At 60.9% G+C, this 25,552-nt stretch carries 28 protein-coding genes; 15 read left to right on the top strand and 13 right to left on the bottom strand.

Annotated features, from left to right (window positions below; genetic code table 11):
- The first annotated feature begins 19 nt into the window (after positions 1–19).
- Genes EOK75_RS11670 through plsY form a run of 3 tightly spaced genes read left to right on the top strand, consistent with a single transcriptional unit; the run spans position 20 to position 2,362 of the window.
- Positions 20–478 (top strand): hypothetical protein, encoded by a 459-nt coding sequence (locus EOK75_RS11670; RefSeq protein ID WP_240793972.1) that lies wholly within the window; start codon positions 20–22, stop codon positions 476–478.
- Positions 475–1,761 (top strand): dihydroorotase, encoded by a 1,287-nt coding sequence (gene pyrC / locus EOK75_RS11675; protein ID WP_137194114.1) that lies wholly within the window; start codon positions 475–477, stop codon positions 1,759–1,761. The genes EOK75_RS11670 and pyrC overlap by 4 nt, the downstream gene beginning before the upstream one ends.
- The gene (plsY, locus tag EOK75_RS11680) at positions 1,754–2,362 is read left to right on the top strand and encodes a glycerol-3-phosphate 1-O-acyltransferase PlsY (RefSeq protein ID WP_137194115.1); all 609 of its coding nucleotides are present in this window, start codon (positions 1,754–1,756) and stop codon (positions 2,360–2,362) included. Before pyrC ends, plsY begins: the two co-directional genes overlap by 8 nt.
- Here plsY and EOK75_RS11685 read toward each other — a convergent pair.
- The 4 genes from EOK75_RS11685 to EOK75_RS11700 form a co-directional block, all read right to left on the bottom strand.
- Positions 2,359–2,718: a YigZ family protein gene (locus EOK75_RS11685; RefSeq protein WP_137194116.1), complete on the bottom strand. Its 360-nt coding sequence runs from the start codon at positions 2,716–2,718 to the stop codon at positions 2,359–2,361. The genes plsY and EOK75_RS11685 overlap by 4 nt on opposite strands.
- Positions 2,719–2,724: 6 nt before the next feature.
- Complete coding sequence (locus tag EOK75_RS11690) at positions 2,725–3,978, bottom strand: DUF2254 domain-containing protein (protein ID WP_137194117.1); 1,254 nt, start codon at positions 3,976–3,978, stop codon at positions 2,725–2,727.
- Between the two features lie 65 nt (positions 3,979–4,043).
- Positions 4,044–4,742, bottom strand: a complete 699-nt coding sequence (locus EOK75_RS11695; protein ID WP_137194118.1) for a M48 family metallopeptidase — start codon at positions 4,740–4,742, stop codon at positions 4,044–4,046.
- Positions 4,743–4,823: 81 nt separating this feature from the next.
- Positions 4,824–5,075, bottom strand: coding sequence for a DUF167 domain-containing protein (locus EOK75_RS11700; RefSeq protein ID WP_205965451.1), 252 nt, complete (start codon positions 5,073–5,075; stop codon positions 4,824–4,826).
- Between the two features lie 86 nt (positions 5,076–5,161).
- On the opposite strand from EOK75_RS11700, the gene EOK75_RS11705 reads away from it, so the two are divergent.
- Positions 5,162–5,560: a hypothetical protein gene (locus tag EOK75_RS11705; protein WP_137194120.1), complete on the top strand. Its 399-nt coding sequence runs from the start codon at positions 5,162–5,164 to the stop codon at positions 5,558–5,560.
- A gap of 3 nt (positions 5,561–5,563) precedes the next feature.
- Here the strand turns inward: EOK75_RS11705 and EOK75_RS11710 are convergent, their stop codons facing one another.
- The 3 genes from EOK75_RS11710 to clpS are packed head-to-tail and all read right to left on the bottom strand — an operon-like array spanning position 5,564 to position 7,742.
- Positions 5,564–6,373: an SDR family NAD(P)-dependent oxidoreductase gene (locus EOK75_RS11710; protein WP_137194121.1), complete on the bottom strand. Its 810-nt coding sequence runs from the start codon at positions 6,371–6,373 to the stop codon at positions 5,564–5,566.
- A gap of 10 nt (positions 6,374–6,383) precedes the next feature.
- Positions 6,384–7,376 (bottom strand): class I SAM-dependent methyltransferase, encoded by a 993-nt coding sequence (locus tag EOK75_RS11715; RefSeq protein ID WP_137194122.1) that lies wholly within the window; start codon positions 7,374–7,376, stop codon positions 6,384–6,386.
- A gap of 45 nt (positions 7,377–7,421) precedes the next feature.
- Positions 7,422–7,742 carry an ATP-dependent Clp protease adapter ClpS gene (gene clpS, locus EOK75_RS11720; RefSeq protein ID WP_137194388.1) on the bottom strand — a complete coding sequence of 107 codons (321 nt, stop codon included), beginning with the start codon at positions 7,740–7,742 and terminating at the stop codon, positions 7,422–7,424.
- 170 nt (positions 7,743–7,912) lie between these two features.
- Here clpS and EOK75_RS11725 point away from each other — a divergent pair, with 170 nt between their 5' ends.
- The 3 genes from EOK75_RS11725 to EOK75_RS11735 all read left to right on the top strand — a co-directional run bounded on the left by EOK75_RS11725 (position 7,913) and on the right by EOK75_RS11735 (position 11,133).
- Complete coding sequence (locus tag EOK75_RS11725; protein WP_137194123.1) at positions 7,913–8,629, top strand: HAD family hydrolase; 717 nt, start codon at positions 7,913–7,915, stop codon at positions 8,627–8,629.
- A 194-nt stretch (positions 8,630–8,823) separates the two neighbouring features.
- Positions 8,824–10,413: a serine hydrolase gene (locus tag EOK75_RS11730; RefSeq protein ID WP_420821911.1), complete on the top strand. Its 1,590-nt coding sequence runs from the start codon at positions 8,824–8,826 to the stop codon at positions 10,411–10,413.
- Between the two features lie 27 nt (positions 10,414–10,440).
- Complete coding sequence (locus EOK75_RS11735; protein WP_137194125.1) at positions 10,441–11,133, top strand: fumarylacetoacetate hydrolase family protein; 693 nt, start codon at positions 10,441–10,443, stop codon at positions 11,131–11,133.
- Here the strand turns inward: EOK75_RS11735 and EOK75_RS11740 are convergent.
- The gene (locus EOK75_RS11740) at positions 11,130–11,684 is read right to left on the bottom strand and encodes a YqgE/AlgH family protein (protein ID WP_137194389.1); all 555 of its coding nucleotides are present in this window, start codon (positions 11,682–11,684) and stop codon (positions 11,130–11,132) included. The genes EOK75_RS11735 and EOK75_RS11740 overlap by 4 nt on opposite strands.
- 157 nt (positions 11,685–11,841) lie before the next feature.
- Here EOK75_RS11740 and EOK75_RS11745 point away from each other — a divergent pair, with 157 nt between their 5' ends.
- Positions 11,842–12,636 (top strand): protein-disulfide reductase DsbD domain-containing protein, encoded by a 795-nt coding sequence (locus tag EOK75_RS11745; RefSeq protein WP_240793973.1) that lies wholly within the window; start codon positions 11,842–11,844, stop codon positions 12,634–12,636.
- 2 nt (positions 12,637–12,638) lie between these two features.
- On the opposite strand, the gene EOK75_RS11750 is transcribed toward EOK75_RS11745, so the two are convergent.
- From EOK75_RS11750 to ubiA, 3 genes are read right to left on the bottom strand one after another with little or no spacing between them, the layout of a single operon-like run.
- Positions 12,639–12,971 carry a hypothetical protein gene (locus EOK75_RS11750; RefSeq protein WP_137194127.1) on the bottom strand — a complete coding sequence of 111 codons (333 nt, stop codon included), beginning with the start codon at positions 12,969–12,971 and terminating at the stop codon, positions 12,639–12,641.
- A 50-nt stretch (positions 12,972–13,021) separates the two neighbouring features.
- Entirely contained in the window at positions 13,022–15,028 is a 2,007-nt protein-coding gene (locus EOK75_RS11755) for an OmpA family protein (protein WP_137194128.1), read from the bottom strand.
- Positions 15,029–15,085: 57 nt separating this feature from the next.
- Positions 15,086–16,048 (bottom strand): 4-hydroxybenzoate octaprenyltransferase, encoded by a 963-nt coding sequence (gene ubiA, locus EOK75_RS11760; RefSeq protein ID WP_137194129.1) that lies wholly within the window; start codon positions 16,046–16,048, stop codon positions 15,086–15,088.
- A 12-nt stretch (positions 16,049–16,060) separates the two neighbouring features.
- On the opposite strand from ubiA, the gene EOK75_RS11765 reads away from it, so the two are divergent.
- From EOK75_RS11765 to EOK75_RS11775, 3 genes are read left to right on the top strand one after another with little or no spacing between them, the layout of a single operon-like run.
- On the top strand, positions 16,061–16,789 hold the full coding sequence (locus tag EOK75_RS11765; RefSeq protein ID WP_137194130.1) for a 16S rRNA (uracil(1498)-N(3))-methyltransferase: 729 nt from the start codon (positions 16,061–16,063) through the stop codon (positions 16,787–16,789).
- On the top strand, positions 16,786–17,331 hold the full coding sequence (locus EOK75_RS11770) for a hypothetical protein (RefSeq protein ID WP_205965452.1): 546 nt from the start codon (positions 16,786–16,788) through the stop codon (positions 17,329–17,331). Before EOK75_RS11765 ends, EOK75_RS11770 begins: the two co-directional genes overlap by 4 nt.
- 58 nt (positions 17,332–17,389) lie before the next feature.
- Complete coding sequence (locus EOK75_RS11775) at positions 17,390–18,736, top strand: glutamate--cysteine ligase (protein WP_137194131.1); 1,347 nt, start codon at positions 17,390–17,392, stop codon at positions 18,734–18,736.
- 1 nt (position 18,737) lies between these two features.
- On the opposite strand, the gene EOK75_RS11780 is transcribed toward EOK75_RS11775, so the two are convergent.
- Together EOK75_RS11780 and EOK75_RS11785 are read right to left on the bottom strand one after the other, a co-directional pair.
- Positions 18,738–19,127, bottom strand: coding sequence for a Cu(I)-responsive transcriptional regulator (locus tag EOK75_RS11780; RefSeq protein ID WP_137194132.1), 390 nt, complete (start codon positions 19,125–19,127; stop codon positions 18,738–18,740).
- Positions 19,124–21,553 (bottom strand): heavy metal translocating P-type ATPase, encoded by a 2,430-nt coding sequence (locus EOK75_RS11785; RefSeq protein ID WP_137194133.1) that lies wholly within the window; start codon positions 21,551–21,553, stop codon positions 19,124–19,126. The genes EOK75_RS11780 and EOK75_RS11785 overlap by 4 nt, the downstream gene beginning before the upstream one ends.
- A gap of 135 nt (positions 21,554–21,688) precedes the next feature.
- Here EOK75_RS11785 and EOK75_RS11790 point away from each other — a divergent pair, with 135 nt between their 5' ends.
- The 4 genes from EOK75_RS11790 to EOK75_RS11805 all read left to right on the top strand — a co-directional run bounded on the left by EOK75_RS11790 (position 21,689) and on the right by EOK75_RS11805 (position 25,544).
- The gene (locus EOK75_RS11790; protein WP_137194134.1) at positions 21,689–21,886 is read left to right on the top strand and encodes a heavy-metal-associated domain-containing protein; all 198 of its coding nucleotides are present in this window, start codon (positions 21,689–21,691) and stop codon (positions 21,884–21,886) included.
- Between the two features lie 58 nt (positions 21,887–21,944).
- Complete coding sequence (locus EOK75_RS11795; protein WP_137194135.1) at positions 21,945–23,330, top strand: bifunctional enoyl-CoA hydratase/phosphate acetyltransferase; 1,386 nt, start codon at positions 21,945–21,947, stop codon at positions 23,328–23,330.
- Between the two features lie 107 nt (positions 23,331–23,437).
- Positions 23,438–24,424, top strand: coding sequence for a type I glyceraldehyde-3-phosphate dehydrogenase (locus EOK75_RS11800; protein WP_137194136.1), 987 nt, complete (start codon positions 23,438–23,440; stop codon positions 24,422–24,424).
- Between the two features lie 76 nt (positions 24,425–24,500).
- Positions 24,501–25,544 carry an aldo/keto reductase gene (locus EOK75_RS11805; RefSeq protein ID WP_137194137.1) on the top strand — a complete coding sequence of 348 codons (1,044 nt, stop codon included), beginning with the start codon at positions 24,501–24,503 and terminating at the stop codon, positions 25,542–25,544.
- The last annotated feature ends 8 nt before the right edge of the window (positions 25,545–25,552 follow it).

Genomic DNA, 25,552 nt, shown 5'->3' on the forward strand with positions numbered 1-25,552 from the left:
CCCGGGGATGGAGGTTCTGGTGCCTGAACTGCCACGCGATAGGGTGATGGGGGAGGCGATGTCCCCCCTGCGTGAGGGAGAGGCGATCCTTGCGGAATGGCCTGCCGATAAGGAACGCTATTGGCGCAGCCATGCGATCATGGCGGTGCTGGGCGGGGCTTTGGGCGGTGTGGTGTTGCTGGCGATTGGCAATCCGACGCCCTGGGTCGGCCCTGTGGCGGCGGTTCTTGCGATGGGCGTGCGCGCTTGGTATCTTGCGTCCGAGGCATTGGCAGGCCGTTGGCGGCTGACCACCCAACGTTTGCAAGGGCCCGGCGGGCGGCAGGTCTCATTGGGGCAGATCACCACCGTGCGGCCATTCTTTGGTGATGTGCAGGTGATCTCCCAGGCGGGCGACAAACATTTGATGAAATATCTGGCCGATGGGGCGGGCGTGGCCGCGGCCATCCAATCTGCCAAAGCGGGGTTTAATCCATGACTGTCTTTCTTGAAAACGCCCGCATTATTAATCCAGAGACGCTGGAGGAAAGCTCGGGAAACCTGATCCTTCATGAGGGGTTGATCGCGGCTATAGGCGCTGCCAGTGCCCCCAAAGGCGCGCAGATAATTGATTGTGCAGGAAAATGCGTGGCCCCCGGTATCGTCGATCTTGGCGTGAAAATCGGTGAGCCGGGTGAGCGGCACCGCGAGAGCTTCCGCTCGGCAGGGCTTGCGGCGGCGGCGGGCGGCGTGACCACGATCATCGCGCGCCCCGATACCAGCCCCGCGATTGACACGCCTGAGGTGCTGGAATTCGTGACCCGCCGCGCGGCTGAGGCACCCGTGCGCATCCATCACATGGCCGCGCTGACCAAATCCCGCAAGGGGCATGAGATGGTTGAGATCGGCTTTATGCTTGATGCCGGTGCGCTGGCTTTTACCGATTGCGATCATGTGGTGACGGATACCAAGGTGCTGGGTCGCGCGCTCAGCTATGCGCGCAGTCTTGGCGCGTTGGTGATCGGCCATCCCCAAGATCCGGGCCTGTCCAAAGGGGCGGCGGTGACCAGTGGCAAGTTCGCCTCGCTTTTGGGCCTGCCGGGGGTGCACCCTATGGCGGAACGCATCGGGCTGGACCGTGATCTTGGCATGGTGGAGATGACGGGCGTGCGCTATCACGCCGATCAGATCACCTGTGCGCGGTCGCTGCCACCGCTGGAACGCGCCAAGGCCAACGGGCTGGATGTGACGGCAGGGGTTTCTATCCACCATCTGACATTGAATGATCTGGACGTGGGCGATTACCGCAGCTTTTTCAAACTGACCCCACCCCTGCGCCCCGAAGAGGACCGGATGGCGGTGGTGGAGGCGGTTGCCTCGGGCTTGATCGACATCATCTGTTCCATGCATTCCCCGCAGGATGAAGAAAGCAAACGCCTGCCGTTTGAGGATGCAGCCCCCGGCGCCGTGGCCTTGCAGACCTTTTTGCCTGCGGCGATGCGGCTTTATCATGCCGGTGCGATGGACCTGCCGATGCTGTTCCGGGCGATGTCCCTGAACCCGGCCAAACGGCTTGGCTTGCCACAAGGCCGGATGGCCGAGGGCGCGCCTGCGGATCTGGTGCTCTTTGATCCCGATGCGCCCTTTATGCTGGACCGCAGCAAGCTTTTGTCAAAATCCAAGAACACCCCCTTTGACGGGCAACGGATGGAGGGGCGGGTGATCGCCACTTTCGTTGCAGGCCGTCAGGTGTTTGGCCAAGAAGGGATGAACAATGCCTGATATTACAACCGCGCCGCTTATGCTGCTGTTGGTGGCTGTGCTTGGCTATCTGCTGGGGTCGGTGCCCTTTGGGCTGGTGATCACCCGAGCGCTGGGCCTTGGGGATTTGCGTAGCATCGGATCGGGCAATATCGGTGCCACCAATGTGCTGCGCACCGGCAATAAAGGCGCGGCACTGGCCACGCTCTTGCTGGATGCGGGCAAGGGCGGGATTGCGGTGCTGATCGCGCGGGCGGCCTTTGGCGCGGATGCCGCACAGGTGGCGGGGCTTGCCGCGTTCTTGGGGCATATCTTTCCGGTCTGGCTGGGGTTCAAGGGCGGTAAAGGGGTTGCGACCTTCCTTGGCACCCTTTTGGCACTGGCTTGGCCGGTCGGGTTGGCGGCCTGTGCAAGCTGGCTGGCGGCGGCGGTTTTGGGGCGGATTTCCTCGCTTGCGGCGCTTGTTGCGGCGGCCTCATCGACAATCTGGATGTTGGTGCTGGGGTATGAGCGGATGATGTTTTTAGGGATCATCCTGACGCTTTTGGTCTATTGGCGGCACGCTGAGAACATCAAACGCATCAAGGCAGGCACCGAGCCAAAAATCGGCAAAAAGGGCTAAACGCCCTTTGCCAAAGCCTCTAGGTAGGCCCTTGTGCAACTGGTGACATGGCGAAAGCGGTCCCCTCCCAGATGGGTGCCGCCGTACCAGCGTGTCACCACGACGATGTGATCTGTCAGCCCCTCTCGTTCCAACATGCGCAAGATCGCGGCGGCGGCTCCCGCCTCGCCGTCATCATTCCGCTGCGGGCCGTCGCAGAGGGATGCGGCCCAGCTGTTATGCGTGGCCTTGGCGAATTTCTTATGCGATTTTAGTGTCTTGAGGAACGCCGCGATGTCCTCTGTGTTGCGCACCGGCCCGCCAGACACAGCATAGCGCGACCCGCGATCCTTTATAACGTTCAATATTTGCAGCATCTCGTGTCAACTCGTGGTGGGGGCAAGTTTGGCAATGCGCGCGACGACAGCCTCAAGGGCGGTTTGTTCATGCGGCATCATCTTGTCATGGCTGCGCGATTGCGCCCGTTCCGCCTGCACGAGGGCGGTTTTGCCAAAGCGGGCAGGGGCGATTTGCGCCAGCGCCAGCAGGGCCTTTTGGAGCCGCATCTGCACCGCAAAGATCGCGGCCCCGTCACGGGCGATCGGGGGGAAAATATCCTCCATCATATCCTCTAGCGTGAGGGCAGGCACCCAGATGTGCGGATAGCTCAGCTCCGGCTCCTGATCCTCGGCCAGAGGGGCGAGCAGGCGGACGGTGCGGCCCAGAATATCAATCGCGGTGCCGGGATCATTGACGGCAGGCGAGAGCGCACGCTCGGCAATCTCGGCCAGAACCGACAGCCCGAAGCGGGGATCTTGTTCAAAGCTGCGGGTCTCTCCGATGGTGAAAGCGTCAATGATCTTGTCGTCATCCTTGGGTCTCTCGCCAAGGATATAGGCAACTGCGATGCCGGGATGCACAAATGCGCCGGGCAGGGCAGTTAGATAAACCTGACAATTCAGGTCCTCGGCACGGTCTTGAAGCCAGTCCATATGCACATATCGAACATAACCGATGTCATTGGGATAAATCGGATAGGCATCGGGCGGGGGCGGGCCGGGGTGGCCATGCCCGCCCAGATAGGGCGCGCGCAAACGGGCAGAAAGGGCGCGTCGGGCGGCGGCCTCTACCTTGTCGATGGAATCGTCCATCTGCCCGAATACCGTCAAATGCGCGATCCACCGCAATATGGCGATCACCACAATCAAGACGACGACAATGGACACCACGAACAGCACTAGCCGGTCGTTATCGGTCAACACGCCACCATTCAGGGCGATAATCCCGATAAGGCTGTAAAGAAAAGACCCCAGAAACGTCGCCAGCACCCGATGCGTGGTGCGGTCTGCCTTGAGCAGGGTAGTCGCGCGGGGGGTCACCGCCGAGGCAGCACCGGCAAAGGCCGATACCATGATGCCAAGTGAAAAGGTCACCACCGCCAGCATCGAACTGGCAAGGATTGTCAAAACCGACTCGACCGCACCCGACCCAAGCGACGCGCCAAGACCCGAGGGCAACAGCGGCCCGATCACAATGGCACCCAGATTGGTGACCACCGCCAAAATGGCGTAAAGCACCGTTACGACCCAGAGCTTTTGAAGCAGCTCCCGAATAAAAAGTCGCCACTTGGATATCATCAGGTCTGCCTTTGTTGGGTTCTGGGCCTTAGTCTGGCGGCTGAAAGGACGCGTGGCAAGGCCGCTTAGCGCAATCCGTTGACCACCTTTTGCACCGTGGCGCGGCGTGCCGAATTGGGCGGGTGGCTGCCAAGGAACTGGTCACCGGGATCGGGCAAACGATCAAAATAGGCGGCACCGCGCAGCGCGTCAAAGCCCGCCCGCTCGGTCAACTCAGCGCCAAGGGCATCTGCCTCCAGCTCGAACCCTTTGGAAAAGCGGCGCGCCCCGACAGAGGCCCCGAACTGCTGCGCCTTCAGGATCGCGGCCTCATCCCCGCCACTGACGGCGATCAACAGCCCGGCGAGCATCGCCCCCTGGCTGGCGCTTTGCTGCTGCTGCGGGATATGGCCCATGATGTGATGCGCGGCCTCATGGCCCATAACAAAGGCAAGCTCGTCAACATTTTCGGCATTGGCGATCAGCGCGAGGTTGAAGGCCAGCACCGGCCTGCCTTGCGTATCCAGTGTTTGAAAGGCATTGGGGCTTTGGCTTGGGCGGTCGTCGATTGCGATCTGAAAATCGCAGTTCTGGTATTGCGTGAGGGCGCGGCAATATTGTTCGGCCACCGGCTCCATCGCGTTCACCGCCATCAGAAAGTTCTGCTTGGCCCGCGCCGAGGGTTCGGTTTGCGCTGTGGTTTGCGGGGGCAGACTGACAGGTTGGCTGGGCACCACACAGCCCGCCAAAAGCGCCAACCCCATAATCGCAACGATCAACCGCATCTTGCACCTCATGCATTTCCAACGCCTGTCTAGCAGAAGTGCGCGCCGCGGAAAAAGCCCTTTCACCAAGCTGTGTGCCGATTACTCCAGCCGGAAAACCTTGTCGCGGCTGGTGGCCCCGCGCACCAGAACCAACCGCGATTTCGCCACCCCAAGCGCTTTTGCCAGCAGTTTGATAACAGCGGCCGTGGCCTTGCCATCCTCGGGGACGGTGGTGACATAGACGCGGATTTGATCGTTATCCGTGGTGATGGTGTTGCGCGCCGCCTTGGGTGTGACACGCACGCTGAACTCGGTACCGACGGGGATAGAAAGAGGGGGCGGTTTGGCCATATCGGGGGCTTTCACTTGGCAAGGTAAGTGTACACTTTACGTGCGCAAGACGCTAGCATAGGGCAGAAGGATGCAGGAGGCCCATGATGCGCAAATTGATTTTGATCTCCACGCTGGCGCTTTTGGCGGGCTGTGGTACCCCGCAAGAACGCTGCATCGCCGGTGCCACCCGTGATTTGCGCATTGTGGACCGTTTGATCGGGGAAACCGATCGCAACCTTGAACGGGGATATGCGCTGGAGGATGTTGTGCGAACCCGCACGCGTTGGGTTATGTGCCGCCCGCCCAAAGCTGCCACCAAGGACAAGGAAGCAGAGCCCGCCAGAATGTGTATGCGCGATTCGAGCTATACCGTGACCCGCCCCAAAGCGATCAACCTTGCCGAGGAGCGTGAAAAACTGGCCGAGTTGGAAAAGAAACGTGCCGAGCTTTTGCGCAGTGCCGCCCGCGAAGTGGCCGGTTGCAAGATTGCCCACCCGGAATAGCGCTTAATGCGCAGGCGCACTGGCCGCATCAATCAGCCCGCGCCCGCCATCCAGCGTCACGATTTGACCGGTCATGAAAGCGGAGGCGTCAGAGGCAAGGTATTGCACCGTCTCCGAAATCTCGTCGGCGGCAGCGATCCGGCCGAGGGGCGTGGCCTTGAGGATCTGTTCGCGGTAATCACTGTTTTCCTTCAGGGCAACTTGCAGGCTATCGCTTAGCACCGATCCGAAAGACACGGCATTGACCCGAATCCGATCCGGCGCCAGCGCTACGGCCAGCGAACGCGTCATCTGCTCTACCGCGGCACAAGAGATGGAATAGCCCAAAAGTTCCGGCTGGGTGCGCCGCGCGGCAATAGAGGAGAAGTTGATGATGGAGCCGATGGCCCCCTCGGTGTTCCCCGCCTTTTCGGCCTGCAAAATCATGCGCTTGGCTGTCAGCTGTGACAGACGCAGGCTGGTCAAAAGGTTTTGCTGCCACATCAGCTCTACGGCATCCTCATCGGGGTTGAGCGCATCCGAAGGCGCCATTTTGCGCGCGGCATTGACCAGAATATCCACGCGGTCAAAGGCATCAATCGTGGCCGAAAGCAGGTTGGCGATGGTCAGTTTTTCGCGCAGATCCCCGCCAAAATAGCGCAGCGCGCCTTCGGCCTTGGCCTCTTCGCAGCACTCACTTTCCAAAAGCGATTCGTTAACGTCGGCGAACATCACATTGGCGCCTTTGGCCAGAAAATGCCGTGCAACGGACAGGCCGATCCCTGCCGCAGATCCGGTGATGATGGCAGTCTTTCCGGTAAGCGAAAACGACATGGGGTCTCTCCTAGCGGTTCGGGCGCGCGGCGCGGGTGATGCGGAAACGCTTGTCGCTTCCGATCTCCTCCACCTGTTGAAACAAGGTGGCAAGCGTTCTGTCATAGGGCAAGTGGCGGTTGGCGACCAGCCATAGCGTGCCATGCGGCGCCAAGAGCCGTGCTGCGGCCTGCAAGAACGCTTGGCCCAACGCAGGATCGGGGTCGCGGCCTGCGTGGAACGGCGGGTTGCAGATCACGGCATCCACACCGCGGTCCAGCTTGAAACGGGTGGCATCCGCCCAATGAAATTGCGCGCGCGGGTCGAGGATGTTGACGCGGGCACAGGCCAGCGCATTGGCCTCTGCCTCAACCAGATGCAGTGTTTTTACGCTGGGCTGCCGCAAGATCTCATGGGCCAAAAAGCCCCAGCCCGCCCCAAGCTCAATGATCTGCGCGGGCAGTTTTTCGGGCAGATGGGCCGCCAGAAGGACCGACCCCGCATCCGGCGCATCGGCGGAAAACACGCCCGGTAGGGTTTGAAACCCGCCCTCGATGGTCTGGGGTTTTGCGGCCCAATCGGCCATATCATCCGCGCCGGGCCGAAAGGAGAACAGCTTGCCATGCGCCTTGGCCACGGTTTCCGACAGGGTAAACCGTTTGCGCAGATCGCGCAGCAGGCTGTCGATGCCATCGGTTTTTTGCCCGTCCACAATGATCATACCGTCGGGTTGCAGCAAGGCCGCTGCCTGCGCCAAAAGGGCATAAGCCTCGGCTTTGGCGCGGGGCACACAGACCAGAGCGGCTGCAAAACGCGCCTCGGCAGGGGGCTCCGCCACTACATTGTAGCCGCGCGCGACCAAGGCGTCATAGTCGGTGCGCATGCCTTGCATCACACAGACCCGCTCCATCGGCAGCATCGACAAATCATCCGTGCCGCGCGGGCGCAGCACCAATATGTCACCCGAATCGGGCAACGCCATCAAATCGTTTCGCAAGGCGAATAAAAGTCGTTCTGAACGCATGAGCAGCCGAACAAAGCGGCCAAAATCCTTTTGATGGGGGAGGTTTTACTCTTTTTCCATGGTGCATTGCAGCGGATGTTGGTGACGACGCGCAAAATCCATCACCTGCGCCACTTTGGTTTCGGCCACTTCAAAGGACAGCACGGCAACAACCGCCAGTCCCTTTTTGTGCACCGTCAGCATGATCTCAAAGGCCTGCGCATGGTTAAGGCCGAAGAATCGCTCCAGAATATGCACAACAAATTCCATTGGCGTGAAATCATCGTTGAGGATCAGCACTTTATACATGGGTGGGCGCTGTGTCTTCGGCTTTGGTTTGGCCATGATGGTCGCGCCGTCATCGGTTCCATCCGGCTTTTCAGACATCTGGAATGGCAAATGAGGCACGATGATAGCTCCGGCTGTTGTGGCAAACTTCTGTATCATGGTCTCAATATAGGGTTTTGCAAGGATGCGCAAAGGGGGTCGCCAGTCTTGGTTGATCTGGGGCAGAATCGGCGTAATTATGGCGCGAAAACAAGGGAATCCCATAAGAAATGCGTAAGATTTTAACCGTTGGCTTTGATGCTGATGATACGCTTTGGCAAAATGAGGCGTTCTTCCGGCTGACGCAGGCGCATTTTGTCGATCTTCTGTCCGATTATGCGACTTCGGGTCACCTCCATGATCGTCTTTTGGCGGCAGAGCGGCGCAATCTGGGACAGTACGGCTTTGGCATCAAGGGGTTTGTGCTGTCGATGATCGAAACCGCGATCGAGGTGACGCAGGGCCGTGTTGCTGCCACCGTCATTGCCGAGATCATGGCCGCAGGCCGCGAGATGCTTGACCACCCGATAGAGCTGCTTCCCCATGCGCAGGATGCCGTGGTGGCTGCGGCCCGCGATCATCAGGTCTTGTTGATAACAAAGGGTGATTTGCTGGACCAAGAGCGGAAACTTGCCCAGTCCGGCCTTGGGGATTTGTTTCATGGTGTTGAGATCGTTTCCGACAAAACACCCGAGGCTTACACCAAGATTTTTGCGCGTCACGGAGGCGTTGCCGAACGGGCGCTGATGGTTGGCAACTCCTTGAAATCCGATGTTATCCCGGTGATTTCTGTGGGCGGACACGGTGTCCATATCCCGCATGGAGAGCCTTGGGCACTGGAATATGCAGAGCCGCCAGAGGCCAGTCATCCCCGCTACCATGCCTTGCCAGATCTGGGCGGATTATCGGCATTATTGGGTGCGTTGCATAACGGCAATACGCTATAGCTAGGGGTATCATTTTGATATACCGCTAGATGTGGCGGGTTGTCGCCAAATGTTAACAAGGCATTAAAAGCCTTTGAAATGATAGTTAAAATTGGGGTTTTCTGATTGCCCATTTCCATGCTACCTTCTGCCAAGCAGTAAAAGCCCCACAAAAAAACCGGGGCACAATGAGGCAGGAATAAGGGACCAGCGACGTGGCATCGCTTCAAGGGCTTTTCGCCCGAATCTTTCTATTGATCGCATTTGCGACCTTCATTTCAGTTATGTCTGTCCGTTCAGGTCAGGCGGCACCCTATGCGGCGGTGGTAATTGACGCGCGCAGTGGTGAAATGCTGTATGATCAGAACGCCGATGCGCGATTGCATCCGGCCTCTTTGACCAAAATGCTTACACTTTATATCGCTTTTGATGCCGTGCGTCGGGGTGAGGTGTCCTTGGATACCCAGATCACCGTGTCCAAGAACGCGGCGTCCAAACCGCCCTCCAAGCTAGGGCTGCGGGCGGGTCAGCGAATCGCATTGCGCTATTTGATACGGGCGGCTGCGGTGAAATCTGCCAATGATGCCGCCTCGGCGATCGGGGACCATTTGGGCGGGTCCGAGGCCGGTTTTGCTGCGCGGATGAACCGGACGGCCAAGGCGTTGGGGATGCGCAATTCAACCTTCAAGAACGCCAACGGGCTTACGGCCTCGGGGCATCTGTCCACTGCCCGTGATATGACGTTGCTGGGCCGCCGTCTGTTCTATGACTTCCCAGAGTATTACAACATCTTCTCGCGGTTGCAGACCGATGCGGGCATGACAACGGTGCGCAACACAAATCGCAGATTCCTGAACGATTACAAAGGCGCGGACGGAATCAAGACCGGCTACACCTCGGCTGCGGGTTTCAACCTGACAGCCTCGGCCGAACGTGGCAACAAGCGGATCATCGCAACCATTTTTGGCGGCAAATCCACGGCAGACCGTAACGCCAAAATGGCAAAGCTGTTGGATCTGGGCTTTGGCGACGCCAAAAATAATGTCGCCGTGCGCAAACCTGCGCCGGCCAATTTGGATGCTGCTATCGCGGCGGCTGAAACGCAGGGTAACGGCGACGGGCGCAGCGCAGGTAAGACCATTCGGCTTGTGACTGTGCTGAAAACCTCTCCTCGGCCGCGGTCGCGTCCGGTAAGCGAAGAGCGTGTAGCCGCCACCGCCGAGGCTGTTTTGGCGATGCAGGAGGATATTGCAGGCTTGTTGGCAGAGGTGGCAGCCCCGTTGCCGCAGCCCGTGCCCGCAGCCGCGATTGAGGCGGCTATCGCAATGGCCCGCCCCGAACCGCGCCCCGATACGATTGCCGCACCAAGCGAGGATGTCGAGGTCGCGCTTGGTGCGTCCCCCGCACCGACTGCCATTACCGAGACGTCAATGGCACTGGTCAATCCTGCTGCTGTCATCGAGTCAACGCCGCGCAAACGGCCTGCCAGATTGTTGGTCGCCAGTGCGGAGCCTGCAAAAACGGCCCCCCAAGCGCCACCGGTGGTGGTCACGCGGGTCTCGACCTCGGGCGGGCGTCATTGGGGCGTGAACCTTGGCCGGTTCCCTTCTCGGTCAAGCGCGGAGCGTGTGCTGATGAAAACGGCCCTTTCCGAATCGGTGTCCTTGCGTGACGGCTTGCGTAAGGTGATTGAACGGCGCGGCGGCTATGATGCGAACTTCATGGGGCTCAGCCGTGATCAGGCTGATCTTGCGTGTCGTCGCCTGCAGGCCCGCGCCGTGCAGTGCTTTACCATTGGGCCTTGAGGCCCCATCCCACTGAAGGAAACCGCCATGCCCCGTCCCGTCTTTGTCATTCCGGCCCCTGAGCAAGCCAGCGTTGCAGTTTCTGGCGGGACCGCCCGTTTTCCGGTTCGGCGGATCTTTTGTGTCGGCCGCAACTACGGCGAGCATGCGCGCGAAATGGGCCATGATCCGGATGTAGAGCCACCTTTCTTTTTCACCAAACCCGCTGATGCCGTTGTGGATGATGGCGCAGAGGTTGTGTTTCCACCCCAGACCGAAGATCTGCACCATGAGGCAGAGCTGGTCGTCGCCATCGGCACGGGCGGGGCGAATATCACGACCGAAGATGCGCTTTCGCATGTCTGGGGCTATGCGGCGGGCAACGACCTGACGCGCCGCGATATGCAGGCGGCGGCCAAGGCGGCGCGGCGCCCTTGGGATATGTCCAAAGGGTTTGACCATTCGGCGGTGATCGGCGCGCTGCACCGTGCGGTTGACGGGGCGGTACCACAGGGCCGCATCCGGTGCTTGGTAGATGGTGACTTGCGTCAGGATGCCGATCTGGCTGAAATGATCTGGCCCGTTGAAGGGGTCATCGCGTATCTGTCGGCTTTGGTCGCCCTTGCGCCGGGGGATCTGATCATGACCGGTACCCCCGCAGGGGTTGGCCCGATCAAGCCCGGCCAGCTTTGCACGGTCGAAATCGACGGGCTGTCCCCCGCCAGCGTAAAGCTCGGCTAGGCACGGCCGGAGGTGGCGGAAAGCGCCAGCGGCTCTACCCCCAGATGACGCAAGGATTCGGCCCATTTGGTCGCATCGTTTTCCGAAAAGACCAAGCCCTCGGCGGCGTCGGATGTCAGCCAGTCATTGCGCAGAATCTCTGCCTCTAGCTGGTCTGGCCCCCAACCGGCATAGCCAAGCGCCAAAAGCGCGTCATTGGGTCCTTCGCCCCGGCCAAGTGCGCGCAAAACATCCTGGGTCGCGGTCATGCCAAAGCGGCCGGAAATATCCATCGTGCCGTCGGTCGTGTGATATTCCGGCGAATGCAGCACAAAACCGCGCCCACGTTCAACCGGCCCGCCGAAATGCACCGAGATGCCGCGCCCCTCGGACATATGCGGGATGCCCAATTGTTCCAGCAGATCGGGGAATGTCAGATCGGTCACGGGCTTGTTGATGATCAATCCCATTGACCCCTCACGCGAATGCGCACAGATCAAGATTACCGTACCTTCAAAGCGCGGGTCCTCCATGCCGGGCATGGCGATTAGCAGTTTTCCGGTCAGATCCATTGTTTCAGTTTTTTCCATGAGTTGAACATGGGGCCGGTGGCGCGAATCCTCAAGCCCTTTTGCGTGGGAGGACGGCGATTGCGCCGATATGGGGCGCAAGCTAACGTCTAAGTGATTGTAAACTGTTGCGCGAAATGGGTAACTAAGGGTTATGAATATGAAACATAGCTTTCTTGCCCTTGGCTTTGCCGCCCTATTGGCCCCAGCCGTACAGGCGCAGCCGCAGATTTTGACCGCCGGCCTGCGCACTGGTTGGCAGATGGAAAACGGCAACCAGATGGTCGCCTTTCAAATGACGCTGCTGGAGGGGTGGAAAACCTATTGGCGCGCGCCGGGCGATGCGGGGATTCCACCGCAGTTTGACTGGTCGGGATCGCAGAACGTGAAATCGGTGCGCTTTCACTGGCCGCGCCCCTCGGTGCTTGCCGTGGGGGGGATGCAGACCTTTGGCTACAACCGGGAGCTGGTCTTGCCGGTAGAGGTGGTACCGCAAGACCCGAGCCTGCCGGTTGCGCTGAAGGCCTCGGTCGATCTGGGCGTGTGTTCGGATATCTGCGTGCCTGCGACCTTTAACGTGGCGGGCCTGTTGCCCCAACCCGGTGTGCCGGATGAAGTAATAACCCGTGCCCTGCACAAACGGCCCTCCACCGCGAAAGAGGCGGGGGTGCGCCATGCCACCTGTGCCATCACCCCGCAAAAGGATGGGCTACGGCTGGCGGTTTCATTGGACATGCCCTCAGCGGGCGGGGATGAGGTGGTTGTGGTGGAGCCGGGGCAGGCGGGTGTCTGGGTCTCTCCGGCCGATGTGACGCGCAAGGGGCAGAAGCTGCAGGCCGAGGTCGATCTGGTCGGCCCCTCGGGTGGCGTGTTCACGCTGCAACGGGATGCGATTGTGCTGACGGTTCTGGGCAAACACCGTGCGGTGGAAATTCAGGGCTGTGCCGCGCCCTGAGGTCAGTCCGCCGTGCTGTGCATCCGCTCGATATAGGCGCGCATTTCTTCGGCCTCATGGCGCGCCTCGCGTAGGCCCTCCATCGCGGCGCGCAGTTCGGCTTCGGTCTGGCTGATCTGGTTTGTCAGCTCTGCCTCGCGCTGTTCAAGATACAAGATCGCCTGATCGCGCATTTCCTCTGCCTCATGCAGGGATTGGGCAAGGCCGTCCACCTCGGTTACATCGCCGCCCGCAACACGGGTAAAACGGTGGAGTATCCAATGCGTTAGCCACCCCAGCATGAATGCCACGAAGAGGATGACGGTGGTGGCGATAATGAATACTGTACGGTCCATTCTGCTACTTTTATCTCTGGGCGTGGCTTGGGGCAAGCGCGGCCGTTACGTCAGGGTTTGGGCTTGGGGCGGCGCCATTGCTCATCAGATGGTTCAAAGATGAACTCTTGGTCGGGGTCGATCATATCGCCGTCACCGCTGCCAAGGTCGTCCCCCTCGACATAGGGCTCTTCGGCGGGTTCATCTGCCGTTTGCTCGGCCAACGCCGCCTCGGCCAGTGCCACAGGCGAGGGGGGGGCGACCGGCTCTGGCTTGCTGAGCAGTTTGAACTCGATTCGGCGATTGGCTTCGCGGCCATCCTCGGTGGCGTTATCGGCAATCGGGTTGTCCTCGCCGTAGCCCTTGGCGACAAAACCCGCGACATTCAGCCGCCTGCCTTGCAAGGCGGTCAGAACCGCCTCGGCGCGGGCTTGGCTCAGCGCGCGGTTCCCACCTTCGGAGCCCTGACTGTCGGTATGGCCAGAGATTTCCATTTCCAGCGGCGGACAGCCCGCGAGGATCTCGGTCAATGATCCGATGATGCCAGAGGCGGGGCCTTCAATTTCGGCTGATCCCGGGGCAAAGCTGATCTTTTCGCGGGCCATCACCGCATTCAGGCTTGCGGCGCATTCTTCGGGGGTGGGCAAGGCGGCCAGCGGGTCATATTTTTCATCATAGGTCACATTGATGCGGAAGGTCTGCCCCTGACCAAGCTTGTCCGACAAGATCTGAGAGATCCGCGCACGGCCATCCGGTTTGCCGGTCACCCCTGTGATTTCCACCTTGGCGGCCTGCACCACCAGCGATCCGTGATGCAACACGGCAAGCGATTCCAGTCCGGCCAGCACCCGCACGGGCCAACCGTCGGGCAATTCTTCATCCAGCCGCGTCGCGCTATAGACGCGCTTTGCGCCGAACTGTGATTTGGCAAAGCTGTCAGCGGCGGAGCGCAAGAGCTCATCTGTCAAACGGCCGCGCAGCTGCACCTGACCCTCTTCGGAAAGCTGGGCGGTGAATTCGGCAGGGCCGACCGCATGGTCGGAAGGTTTGGGCGGCAGGCTTGCTTGCAGCGAGAAAACGGGGGGCAGTTGCGCCTGTAGATCGCCCGCCGTACGGTCAAAATCGGATTGTGAGGTTTCGACCGCCCCCATCAGGGTGACATCTGCGTCCGAAAACGTAATGGTCCCGCCGCCAAGCGTTTCAATCGCCTTGATGGCTGCAATCGCGGCATCGGCCCAACGGGGGGTCGGCACACCAAGCCCGATGGTGCAATCGGTCTGCCCTGACACACCTGCGGCTACGCCTGCGGCAAGGATGCGGCTTCGGGCGCGTTCCGTATCGGCGGAACAGGCGTCAAAGCGCGCGCCCTCCTCATCCATCACAAAGCGCAGGGTGAAGGGTGTAAGCACGGGGCGCGGTGCGGAGATATTGATCTCCATTGCCACACCATCAGGGGCAATCCGCGCCAGATCGCTTTCCAGTTTGCGTTTGGCCTCGGCGCTTTCGGAAATCGCGGTAATTTCCACCCTCTCGGCAGAAATCGAGATTTTGGACCGTGGCAGGATTTTCAACGCCGACAGCCCGAATTCCAGCGCATCGCCCCAACCCTCGGGCGGGGTGTAATCAGCGCTTTCGAGCATATCCGAGACCGGCGCGCCTTTCGCCATATCGGTGATGTCCTTGACCAGCGCCTCATCCACCTCTTTGCCCGGGACAAGGCCGATTAGGGAAATCCCGTCATCATTGCGCAAAATCTCTAGCGAAAAGCGCGGGGCTTCAATGGCGCGGACGGCCATTACCTCTAGCTGATCGCGGATGCGCGAGGATTGCACCACGCTGCCCGCCATATTGACCGCGCGAAAACGTGCTGCCTCATTGGGGGCCGTGCCGATCAGATGCACCTGCAACCCGTCGCTTTGGACGGTGGCCCAAGTGACGCCTTCGCGCAGCAACCGTGTGGAAACCGCTTGGGCCGATCGTTTTTCGACAGCCACGGCAGACCACCACGCAGTAAGCGAGGCAAGCGTGCCGGCGACACAGATCGCGCCAATCGTCAGAGTTGTTCTTCGAAGCTGCATAAGGCCACTGTCAAAAATGTCTGATGTCTCCTTAGGCCCTTGGCGCGAAAGGATCAATCAAAGCAGTGTCGCACCGGCGAGAAACAGCGCAGGGATCAACCCCGCGTTGCGGTTGGAGCGGAACAGAATCAGGCATTGTGCCGGATCGGTGGTCTCAAGCCGGGCCAGCTGCTGTGCCATATGCCAGCCAAAACCGGCAACCCCGGCCAATGCCAGAACCAGCTTGGGCAGGCCTGCAATCCCCGCCATCAGCACTGCCGCCGCCATCAGCAGAACTGCGGCAATCAGGAAGCCGCGCAGCCATGTTTTTGTATTTTCATCGCCAAAAAGCCGGGCGGTGGATTTCACCCCGATCAACGCGTCATCCTCTTTGTCCTGATGGGCATAGATAGTGTCGTAAAACAGGGTCCACGCGATACCTGACAGCCACAAAACCACCGGTGTGGCCGAGAGGCTGCCGGTATGCGCCGCCCAAGCAACCAAGGCCCCCCAGTTGAAGGCGAGGCCCAGAAAGACCTGCGGCCACCATGTGAAACGTTTGGCAAAGGGATAGATCACCACCAAGGCCAGTGAGGCCACGCCAAGCCCGATTGCGACCGCGTTGAAGGTGAACAGGATCATCGCCGCCACAAGCGCCTGCACCGCCATCCAGACAATGGCCTGTTTTACGCTGACCTGCCCCGAGGGGATCGGCCTGCTTTTGGTGCGGGCGACGGCGGCGTCAATCTCGCGGTCGGTGATGTCATTCCATGTGCATCCCGCCCCGCGCATCAAGAACGCCCCCAGCGTACAACCGACCGCGATCCACAGATCCCAAAGGCCAAAGCCAGCATGGCTGACCGCGGCCAAGGCAAGCCCCCAGAAGCAGGGAATCAGCAGCAACCATGTGCCGATGGGCCGGTCGGCCCGGCTCAGCCTTAAAAAGGGGCGGGTGGCGCGGGGGGCGAAACGGTCAACCCAATTTCCATCAGGTGCATCAGCAACTGTTTCACCCTCTGGCATTTGGCGCGGCGTGGTCATAGATTGCCCCCTATGGCAGATGCAAAAATCAGACTCTATGTAGATCAGCCACTTGGGGAGGGGCAAGTCATTGCGCTCTCTGAGGGGCAGGCGAATTATTTGTTCGCGGTTATGCGGCTCTCAAAGGGGGCGGCGGTTTTGCTGTTCAACGGTGAGGCGGGCGAATGGCGCGCCGAGGTGTTGGAGGCGGGCAAGCGCAAGGGGCTGCTGGTCTGTACCAATCAGACAGCGCCCTTGCAGATGCCGCCCGATCTGTGGCTGCTGTTCGCGCCGATCAAGAAGGCGCGCACCGATTTCATCGTGGAAAAAGCGACCGAGCTGGGGGCCGCGCGCATCATGCCGGTGCAAACCCGTTTCACCAATGCCGACCGCATCCGCATCGACAAGCTGCGCGCCCATGCGATCGAGGCTGCCGAGCAATGCGGCGGTACATTTGTGCCACAGGTTGATGAGGTCACACCCCTTGCCAAACTGCTGGCGAGCTGGCCCGAGGATCGCAAAATCCTGTGGTGCAACGAGCATCTTGCCGGCGTGGCCGAGGCCCTGCCCAAAGGCGGCACCCTCGGCCCTTGGGCGGTGCTGATTGGCCCCGAAGGCGGCTTTGCCGAGGCAGAGAAAGCCCAGCTTGCCGCAATGCCGCAGGTGGTTCAGGCCAGCCTTGGCCCCCGCATTTTGCGCGCCGATACGGCCGTCGTGTCGGCCTTGACCCTGTGGCAAGCCCATCTGGGAGATTGGGGATGAGCTTTATCCGCCCCGAAGTCCGCAGCACCCTGTGGCAATGGCGTGAGGTGATCGCGGCAGCAGGGGCTACGGCATTCGGCCTGTGGCTTATGGCATTGGGCGGGTTTCTACTTTTGCCGCTTGGCGGGGTTTTTGCCGTACTGGCGCTGGGGTTGGGCCTTTTGGCTTACCGTCGTATGCGCTTTGCCCAAAGCGGTGATGCGCCGGGGGTGGTTGAACTTGATGAGGGTCAGATCAGCTATTTCGGCCCGACATTCGGCGGCACTGTGGCCCTGCGCGAATTGGCCGAACTGCGCCTTTTGACGCATCATGGCCGCCGCATGTGGCGCTTGCGCCAGCAAGACGGCCAAACCCTGCTAATCCCGGTTGAGGCCGCGGGCGCGGAACGGTTGTTTGATGCCTTTGCGGGGCTGCCTGGCATGGATACAGGTGCCTTGGTGGCAGCGCTTTCGCCGCAAACCACTGCCCAAGGTCAGGGGCTGGTTCTGGCGGCTGACAGTGTTGTGATCTGGAAACATCCTGTGCGTGCGGTCTTGACTTGAGGCGCGCAAGGCGACAGGGCTATTCCCGAGATTAAATTACCAAAGCGGAGCCTGCCCAATGTCTATTCCTCAATCCGGTGGCGGCCCCATTGAAGGTTTTGACCAGCTTGCAGCCCTGATGGAAAGCGGTTCGAAACCTGCCGACCAGTGGCGCATCGGTACTGAGCATGAGAAATTTGGCTTTCTAACCGATACCCATGCCCCCTTGCCCTATGACGGCCCGCGTTCTGTGCGCGCCATGCTGGAGGGGTTGCGCGATGGTTTTGGCTGGTCAGCGGTTGAGGAACAAGGCCATCTGATCGGGTTGGAGCGTAACGGCGCGAATATTAGCCTGGAACCGGGCGGCCAGTTCGAACTTTCCGGTGCGCCGCTGGAAACCGTTGCCCAAACCGCCGCCGAGCTGGACAATCATCTGGCCGAGGTGGCGCAGGTTGCAGGGCCGATGGGCGTGGGCTTTTTGGGTATGGGGGCTGCACCCGAATGGACGCATGACCAGATGGACCGGATGCCCAAAGGCCGTTACCGCCTGATGACCGACTACATGGGCCGTGTCGGCACCCATGGTACGCAAATGATGTACCGCACCTCAACCGTGCAGGTGAACCTCGACTTCGCCTCCGAGGCGGATATGGTCAAGAAACTCCGCGTTGCCTTGGCGCTGCAGCCGGTGGCGACGGCACTTTTTGCCTCATCGCCGTTCTTTGAGGGCAAGCCGAATGGCCACCGTTCATGGCGCAGCCGCATCTGGCGCTCGCTGGATGATAGCCGCACCGGTATGCTGCCTTTCGTGTTTGAGGATGGCATGGGCTTTCAGGCCTATGTTGATTGGGTGCTGGATGCCCCGATGTATTTTGTCTACCGCGATGGCAAATATATCGATGCGTTGGGCCAATCCTTCCGTGATTTCCTGAAAGGTCAACTGCCCGCATTGCCGGGTGAACTGCCGACGCTTTCGGATTGGGCGGATCATATGACGACCGTTTTCCCCGAGGCGCGGGTCAAGAAATACATTGAAATGCGCGGTGCCGATATGGGCAGCCGCGATTACACACTGGCGCTACCCGCCTTTTGGGTGGGGCTGATGTATGATGGTGCGGCCCTTGATGCCGCTTGGGATCTGGTCAAAGGTTTTGATGCCGAGACCCGCGAGGGCCTGCGTGTGGGGGCATCGGTTTCGGGGCTGGATGCAGAGGTGTCTGGCGTGAAGATGGCCGATCTGGCGCGGGCCGCTGTGGGGCTTTCCCATGCAGGACTTGCTGCGCGCGGGCAGGGCGAAGAGGTCTTCCTTGCGCCGTTGGTTGAAAGCCTGAAAACCGGCACCACGCAGGCAGACCGCTACCTTGCGCTTTATAATGGCGAATGGGGCGGGGATTTGACCCCGATTTACACGGCAGCCAAACTGTAAGTCACTCCGGCGCGGCCAGCCCTGTCAGAATAGGGCAGTCGGGCCGGTCGTCGCCTGCGCAACAGGTGACCAGATGCGACAGCGTGGCTTGCATATCTTGCAGCGCCGCGATCTTGGCGCTGATCTGGTCCAGATGGCGTTGGGCGATGTCCTTCACATCAGCACTGGCGCGGGCTTTATCCTCATAGAGCGACAGTAGCACGCGGCAGTCCTCTAGGGTGAAGCCCAATGCGCGGGCGCGGCCCAAAAAGCCCAGCTTATGCACATCGGTTTCCCGAAACACGCGGTAACCGTTGGTATCGCGCAAGGGGCGGATCAAGCCGACCTCCTCATAATAGCGGATGGTTTTGGGGGGCAGCCCTGCGCGTGCCCCCGCCTCTTTGATGTTCATGTCCGATCCCCCGCAACCCAGCGCAACCGCAGCGCATTGGTCAAAACAAACACTGATGACATCGCCATCGCCCCCGCCGCCAGCATGGGCGACAGTTGCACACCCCAAAGCGGGTACAAGACCCCGGCCGCCACCGGAATAAGGGCCGCGTTATAGCCAAAGGCCCAGAACAGGTTTTGCTTGATATTGCGCATGGTGGCGCGGCTGACTGTCAGCGCCGCGACCACACCGCGCAGATCGCCCGACATCAGCACGACATCGGCGGCCTCTATCGCGACATCGGTGCCGGTGCCAATCGCGATGCCCACATCTGCCGTCGCAAGGGCAGGCGCATCATTGATCCCGTCGCCGACAAAGGCAAGCTTGTCACCATCGTGGCGCAAGCGTTCCAATGCTGCGACTTTGCCATCGGGCAGCACCTCGGCCACCACCTCCGTGATGCCAAGCTCTGCTGCGATGACCTTTGCCGTTGCCTCATTATCGCCGCTGATCATCACCAGCCGCAGGCCCATGGCGCGCAGGGCTTCGATCGCCTTTACCGTGCCGGGCTTTACCGGATCGGCCACCCCGATTACCGCGGCCGCCATGCCATCAATGGCTGCATAAAGCGGGGTTTTGCCTGCATGCGCAAGGCTGGCCCCCGCCGCGGTCAAATCGCTGGCATCCACGCCCTCACGTTCCAAAAACCGGGCAGAGCCAACCAATATATGCTGCCCCGAAACCTGCGCCTCAATCCCGAAACCGGTATGGGAGGTGAAATCAAAGGCCGGTGGAATTTCCAGCCCGCGCTCGTTCGCGGTGCGCAAAATCGCTTGGGCGATGGGGTGTTCGGATTTGCCCTCTACTGCGGCCACAAGCGCCAGAACTTGATCGGGGTCGAACCCGTTGGCTCGGGTCAGGTCCGTCAACTCTGGCCTGCCGGCGGTTAGGGTGCCGGTCTTGTCAAAGGCCACGATGCCAACCGATTGCAGCCCCTGCAAGGCATCGCCGCGCCGGAACAAAACCCCCAGCTCTGCCGCGCGGCCGGTGCCGACCATGATTGACACCGGCACCGCCAGCCCCATCGCGCAGGGGCAGGCGATGATCAGCACCGCAACACCCGCCACCAAAGCATGTGTCAGCGCGGGCGAAGGCCCAAAGACCAGCCACAGCAGCACCGTCACCGCCGCCGCCATCAGCACCGCAGGCACAAACCAACCCGTGATCTTGTTGACCAGATCCTGCACCGGCAGCCTTGCGCCCTGTGCCTCACCCACCATACGGATGATCTGCGACAGCATCGTATCGGCCCCCACACGCAAAGCGCGATAACTTAGCGCGCCGGTGCCATTCACCGTGCCGCCCGTCACCATGTCACCAGCCGCCTTGGCCACGGCGCCGGGTTCGCCCGTCAACATGCTTTCATCGACGTAGCTTTGCCCTTCTAGGACCTGCCCGTCCACGGCCAGCTTTTCGCCGGGGCGCAGATGCAGCGTGTCGCCAACCACCACCTCCTCCAATGGCAGATCGACCACCACGCCGTCCCGTTCGACCCGCGCGGTTTTGGGCGCAAGGCCCATCAGCCGCGCAATCGCGGCCCCCGTGCGGCCCTTGGCGCGCGCCTCCATCCAGCGGCCCAAAAGGATAAGCGCGACAATCACCGCCGCGGCCTCATAATACACGGCCCGTGCCGTGCTGGGCAAAAGGAAGGGCGCAAAGGTGGCGGTGACCGAGAATGCGTAAGCCGCCGCTGTGCCGATCATCACCAGTGCGTTCATATCCGGTGCGGCATGACGCAAGGACGCCCAGCCCCGCCGGTAAAATACCCGCCCTGGCCCGACGAGCACCAAAGAGGTCAGTACGAACTGGATCAACCAACTGGCTTGTGTGCCGATGGTGCGTGCGATGAAATGATGAAACGGTGGAAAAATATGCCCGCCCATTTCCAGCACGAACACCGGCAAGGCCAAGGCCAAGGCCAGCAGCAGTTGCCGCTTCAGGGCTGCAATCTCATCAGTTTTTGCCTCTGCCACGCCGGCCTGCTTTTGTACTTTTGCAACATACCCCAGATCGGATATTGCAGAAATAACAGCATCGGCGGGCAAAGAACCCGCCAGAAATCGAACCTCAGCGCTTTCGGTGGCAAGATTGACCCGTGCCGCCAGCACACCCGGCAAAGCGGCCAAGCCACGTTCCACCCGCCCGACACAAGAGGCACAGGTCATGCCCTCAACCGCCAAGGCCAAACGGTCCTCACGCGCGCCAAAGCCCGCATTGCCAAGGGCCGCCGCCAGCGCTGCCGCATCGCCGCCCGCCACTGTTGCGGTGTTGCGCGCAAGGTTGGCCTCGGCCTTGCCTGCGCCCTTAACAGCGGACAAGATCCGCTCCACCCGTCCGACGCAGGCGCCGCAGGTCATGCCCTGCACTTCAAAGGTAAATCCTGTCATGTCGCCTCCAGTTCTATAACCCCTACATGGGGGTTCCTGTTACTGGAAGGTCAATGGCTGGCCCAAAAAAAATTTCTGCTTGACCTTCCCCCGACAGAAACCCCCAAATACCCCCGCAAACTACAGGAGCATCCAATGGCAACCCTTTCCATCCCGGATATGAGCTGCGGCCACTGCAAATCCGCGGTTGAGGCCGCAATCCTAAAGCTGGACCCGAACGCCAGCGTTGTCGTCGATCTGGACAACCGCCGTGCCGAGATTACCAGCACCGAGCCGGTTCAGGCCCTCATCAACGCGTTGGACGCCGTAGGGTTTCCGGCAGAACCGGCCTGACCGGGCTTGCCCTGACCGGCCATGACGGCGACAAGGGCGCAAAGCAACGGAGCCAGACATGATCCTTGAGAACCGCCTGTTCGACGCGCTGAAGATCGGTGATACCGCCAGCGCGACACGGCTTTGCACGACCGATGACCTTTATATCTTTGCGGCGGCGACGGGAAACCATAACCCGATGAACCTGCCGGGGCTGGATGGGGATGGCGACGGGCAGGCCGAGGCGCTGGTCCCGACGGCCTTTGCAGCCTCGCTTGTGGCGGCGCTTTTGGGCACGCAACTGCCGGGGCCGGGCATCGTGACCTTGTCGCAGGAATACGCCTTCCATACCCGCGCCCAAGCGGGGGATGAGCTGGTGACAACCGTCACGGTCGTAGGCTTGGACAGTGGTGTGGTGACCCTGACTGCGCAGGTCCTGCGCGAGATTGACAAGGCGCTGATCCTGACCGGCGTTGTGCGGGTGCAGGCGCCGGTTCGCCATATTCGCTTGGACGGCTCCAAGTTGCCGGGGTTGACGGTGCGCCGTCACCGCCATTTCGAGGCGCTTCTAGCCTTGGCAGAGCCTTTGCCCGCCCTGCGCACGGCGGTGATCTGCCCTGAAAATCCGGCCTCGCTTGGCGGGGCCATCCTGGCGATGAAGCACACGATCATCACGCCTATTCTTGTGGGCCATGCGGGCAAAATCGCCAAGGCGGCGATGGACCTTGGCGTGGACCTGACGGGGATCGAGGTTATCGATATGCCGACCCATCAAGCCGCCGCCAATTGCGCCGTCGCCTTGGTGCATGAACTGCGCGCAGATGCGGTGATGAAGGGCCATCTCCACACCGACGATATGCTGCGCCCGATGGTCGCCCGTGACAAAGGCCTGCGGATCGGACGCCGCCTGACGCATATTTTTGTAATGGATGTGCCGGGTGTGGATTACCCGCTGCTGGTGACCGATGCCGCGATCAATATCGCGCCGGATTTGGCGACCAAGGTTGATATCGTGCAAAATGCGATTGATCTGGCGATTTCCATCGGCATTGCGCATCCGCGCGTGGGGGTGCTTTCGGCCACAGAAACCGTCAACCCCGCGATCCCCTCTTCGATTGATGCCGCCCTTTTGTCCAAGATGGCCGAGCGCGGGCAGATCACGGGCGGTTTTGTCGATGGCCCGCTTGCGATGGATAACGCGGTGTCCATGGCAGCGGCGCGCACCAAGGGCATCACCTCGGAGGTGGCGGGCCGGGCCGAGGTGCTGGTGGTTCCCGGGATTGATGCGGGCAACATGCTGGCTAAACAGCTTGCCTATATCAGCCATGCCGAGGCGGCGGGGCTGGTGATGGGCGCACGGGTGCCGGTGATCCTGAATTCCCGCTCTGACAGCTCGATGGCGCGGCTGGCCTCTTGTGCGGTGGCGGCGATCCATCATGCGCGGATGAAGGCCTTGGCCGAGTAGAGGGCCTTTTGGGGGGATCTGAGGTTTCCGCTTGACTTGGCCTGCCCAGAGGAGCCTTTTCGGGGCAAGATCACAGATGGTTTGCTTGGGCTATTGAGGGGCAGGTTATGCGGGTATTCATCAACGGTTTCGGACGTATAGGGCGGTCGGTCTTGCGCGCGTTCCTGCAATCGCCAGAACGTTGGCCGGGGCTGGAGATCGTCGGGATAAACGATATCGCCGCCCCTGATATGTGCGCCTATCTGTTTGAGTTTGATAGCGTTTTCGGCCCGTGGCACGGCTCTGTCGTGCTAGAGGATGGCGCGCTGAAAGTCGACGGGCGCAGCATCCCCTTGCACCGGCAGACGGATATCTCTTGCCTCGATCTGCGCGGGGTGGATTTGGTGATGGAATGCACGGGCCGCGCGGACGGGCGCGAGATGGCAGCACGCGGCTTGCGGGCGGGTGCCGCGCGGGTGCTGGTGTCCGGCCCTTCGGCGGCGGCGGATTATACGGTGGTTCTGGGCGCGAACGAGGCGGGGCTGGACCCGCACGCCCACCGCATCTTGTCCAACGCCTCTTGCACGACCAATGCGCTGGCGCCCTTGGTTGCGCTGATCGCGGCGGAATGGGGGGTTGTTACCGGCTCTATGACCACGATCCACTGCTATACCGGCAGCCAGCCCACGGTTGATGCCCCGGCCGGTGATTTCGCGCGTAGCCGTGCGGCGGCGGTTTCAATGGTGCCGACAACCACATCGGCGCAGCGCCTGCTTGACCATGTTTTGCCCGAACTTGCCGGCCGAATCGAAGGTTCGGCAGTGCGGGTGCCCGTGGTCAGCGTCTCGGCGGTGGATCTTGCCGTGATGACCGAACGCCCTGCCAGCGTGGAGGCGGTGAACGCCGCTTTTCGCGCAAAGGGTGGCGTGATCGGCGCGACCGATAGGGCGTTGGTGTCCACTGATCTGCGGGCACGGCGCGAAAGCATCATCATGGCTTGCCCGGAAACGCGGATCACAACCGGCGGGATGCTGCGGGTTTTTGGTTGGTATGATAACGAGTGGGGTTTTTCCAACCGGATGCTGGATATCGCAGATTTGCTTCGTCGGGGATAAGGCTTTGGTCTTGCTTGCGCCTGCGCGGGAATGATGCAACCTTGCGCGCTGAAATGGCACTTGGAAAGGCACGCGCATGAAACAAATCCCACTTGGTTCAACCGGGTTTTCCGTATCGGAATATTGCCTTGGCACTATGACATGGGGCACCCAGAACACCGAGCGTGAGGGCCACGACCAGATCGCACTGGCGTTGGAACACGGTGTGAACTTTTGGGACACCGCCGAGATGTATCCGACCAACCCTGTGCGCGCCGAAACCATTGGCGGCACGGAAACCATCATCGGCAACTGGTTCGCCCGCAACGGGGGCCGTGACAAGGTTGTGCTGGCCACCAAAGTCACGGGCGAGGGGCATCCCCATGTGCGCGACGGTGCGCCGATCACGGGCGCCAGCCTGCGCGCAGGGGTCGAGGCCTCGTTGAAGCGGTTGCAGACGGATTACATTGATTTGTTCCAGCTGCATTGGCCCAATCGTGGATCTTATCACTTTCGTAAAATCTGGGGCTATGCCCCCAGCACAACCCCGGCCACCGAAGTGTTTGCGGATATGACCGAGCTTTTGCAGGTCGCGGACAAGCTGGTGGCCGAGGGCAAAATTCGCGCGATCGGGCTGTCCAATGAATCGGTTTGGGGGGCGGCAAACTGGCTGCGGTTGGCGCAGTCTTTGGGCTTGCCACGCATGGCGACGGTGCAAAACGAATACTCTTTGCTGTGCCGCCAGTTTGATAGCGACTGGGCAGAGTTTTCCGCGATGGAGAACATGCCCCTGCTGGCCTATTCGCCGCTTGCGGTGGGGCTTTTGTCGGGGAAATATGCGGGCGATGTGATCCCCGATGGAACCCGCCGCGCTTGCACTCCGGATTTGGGCGGGCGCATCACCCCGCAAGTGTTTGAGGCCGTCGCCGCCTATCTGGGTATCGCGGCCCGTCACGGGTTGGACCCGAACCAGATGGCGCTGTCCTTCGTGCGCAACCGGCCATATCCGGTCATTCCGATCATTGGCGCCTCTAGCCTGGAGCAGTTGAAGACCAATATCGGGGCCGCGAAGCTTACCCTGTCCGATGAGGTGATGGAGGAAATCGCAGCGACCCGCCGCGCCTTCCCGCAGCCTTACTGATATGGGCG

The sequence above is a fragment of the Pseudorhodobacter turbinis genome, from assembly GCF_005234135.1.
Classification (GTDB): domain Bacteria; phylum Pseudomonadota; class Alphaproteobacteria; order Rhodobacterales; family Rhodobacteraceae; genus Pseudorhodobacter; species Pseudorhodobacter turbinis.

Coding starts and splice junctions, on each gene's coding strand:
- EOK75_RS11715 (WP_137194122.1), bottom strand. CDS start 7,376: ATGCGTTCAGAACGACTTTTATTCGCCTTGCGAAACGATTTGATGGCG.
- EOK75_RS11780 (WP_137194132.1), bottom strand. CDS start 19,127: ATGAACATCAAAGAGGCGGGGGCACGCGCAGGGCTGCCCCCCAAAACC.
- EOK75_RS11745 (WP_240793973.1), top strand. CDS start 11,842: ATGAAACATAGCTTTCTTGCCCTTGGCTTTGCCGCCCTATTGGCCCCA.
- EOK75_RS11775 (WP_137194131.1), top strand. CDS start 17,390: ATGTCTATTCCTCAATCCGGTGGCGGCCCCATTGAAGGTTTTGACCAG.
- EOK75_RS11755 (WP_137194128.1), bottom strand. CDS start 15,028: ATGCAGCTTCGAAGAACAACTCTGACGATTGGCGCGATCTGTGTCGCC.
- plsY (WP_137194115.1), top strand. CDS start 1,754: ATGCCTGATATTACAACCGCGCCGCTTATGCTGCTGTTGGTGGCTGTG.
- EOK75_RS11765 (WP_137194130.1), top strand. CDS start 16,061: ATGGCAGATGCAAAAATCAGACTCTATGTAGATCAGCCACTTGGGGAG.
- EOK75_RS11750 (WP_137194127.1), bottom strand. CDS start 12,971: ATGGACCGTACAGTATTCATTATCGCCACCACCGTCATCCTCTTCGTG.
- EOK75_RS11700 (WP_205965451.1), bottom strand. CDS start 5,075: ATGGCCAAACCGCCCCCTCTTTCTATCCCCGTCGGTACCGAGTTCAGC.
- EOK75_RS11805 (WP_137194137.1), top strand. CDS start 24,501: ATGAAACAAATCCCACTTGGTTCAACCGGGTTTTCCGTATCGGAATAT.
- EOK75_RS11695 (WP_137194118.1), bottom strand. CDS start 4,742: ATGCGGTTGATCGTTGCGATTATGGGGTTGGCGCTTTTGGCGGGCTGT.
- EOK75_RS11735 (WP_137194125.1), top strand. CDS start 10,441: ATGCCCCGTCCCGTCTTTGTCATTCCGGCCCCTGAGCAAGCCAGCGTT.
- clpS (WP_137194388.1), bottom strand. CDS start 7,742: ATGTCTGAAAAGCCGGATGGAACCGATGACGGCGCGACCATCATGGCC.
- EOK75_RS11710 (WP_137194121.1), bottom strand. CDS start 6,373: ATGTCGTTTTCGCTTACCGGAAAGACTGCCATCATCACCGGATCTGCG.
- EOK75_RS11705 (WP_137194120.1), top strand. CDS start 5,162: ATGCGCAAATTGATTTTGATCTCCACGCTGGCGCTTTTGGCGGGCTGT.
- EOK75_RS11740 (WP_137194389.1), bottom strand. CDS start 11,684: ATGGATCTGACCGGAAAACTGCTAATCGCCATGCCCGGCATGGAGGAC.
- pyrC (WP_137194114.1), top strand. CDS start 475: ATGACTGTCTTTCTTGAAAACGCCCGCATTATTAATCCAGAGACGCTG.
- ubiA (WP_137194129.1), bottom strand. CDS start 16,048: ATGACCACGCCGCGCCAAATGCCAGAGGGTGAAACAGTTGCTGATGCA.
- EOK75_RS11725 (WP_137194123.1), top strand. CDS start 7,913: ATGCGTAAGATTTTAACCGTTGGCTTTGATGCTGATGATACGCTTTGG.
- EOK75_RS11790 (WP_137194134.1), top strand. CDS start 21,689: ATGGCAACCCTTTCCATCCCGGATATGAGCTGCGGCCACTGCAAATCC.
- EOK75_RS11685 (WP_137194116.1), bottom strand. CDS start 2,718: ATGCTGCAAATATTGAACGTTATAAAGGATCGCGGGTCGCGCTATGCT.
- EOK75_RS11770 (WP_205965452.1), top strand. CDS start 16,786: ATGAGCTTTATCCGCCCCGAAGTCCGCAGCACCCTGTGGCAATGGCGT.
- EOK75_RS11800 (WP_137194136.1), top strand. CDS start 23,438: ATGCGGGTATTCATCAACGGTTTCGGACGTATAGGGCGGTCGGTCTTG.
- EOK75_RS11795 (WP_137194135.1), top strand. CDS start 21,945: ATGATCCTTGAGAACCGCCTGTTCGACGCGCTGAAGATCGGTGATACC.
- EOK75_RS11785 (WP_137194133.1), bottom strand. CDS start 21,553: ATGACAGGATTTACCTTTGAAGTGCAGGGCATGACCTGCGGCGCCTGC.
- EOK75_RS11690 (WP_137194117.1), bottom strand. CDS start 3,978: ATGATATCCAAGTGGCGACTTTTTATTCGGGAGCTGCTTCAAAAGCTC.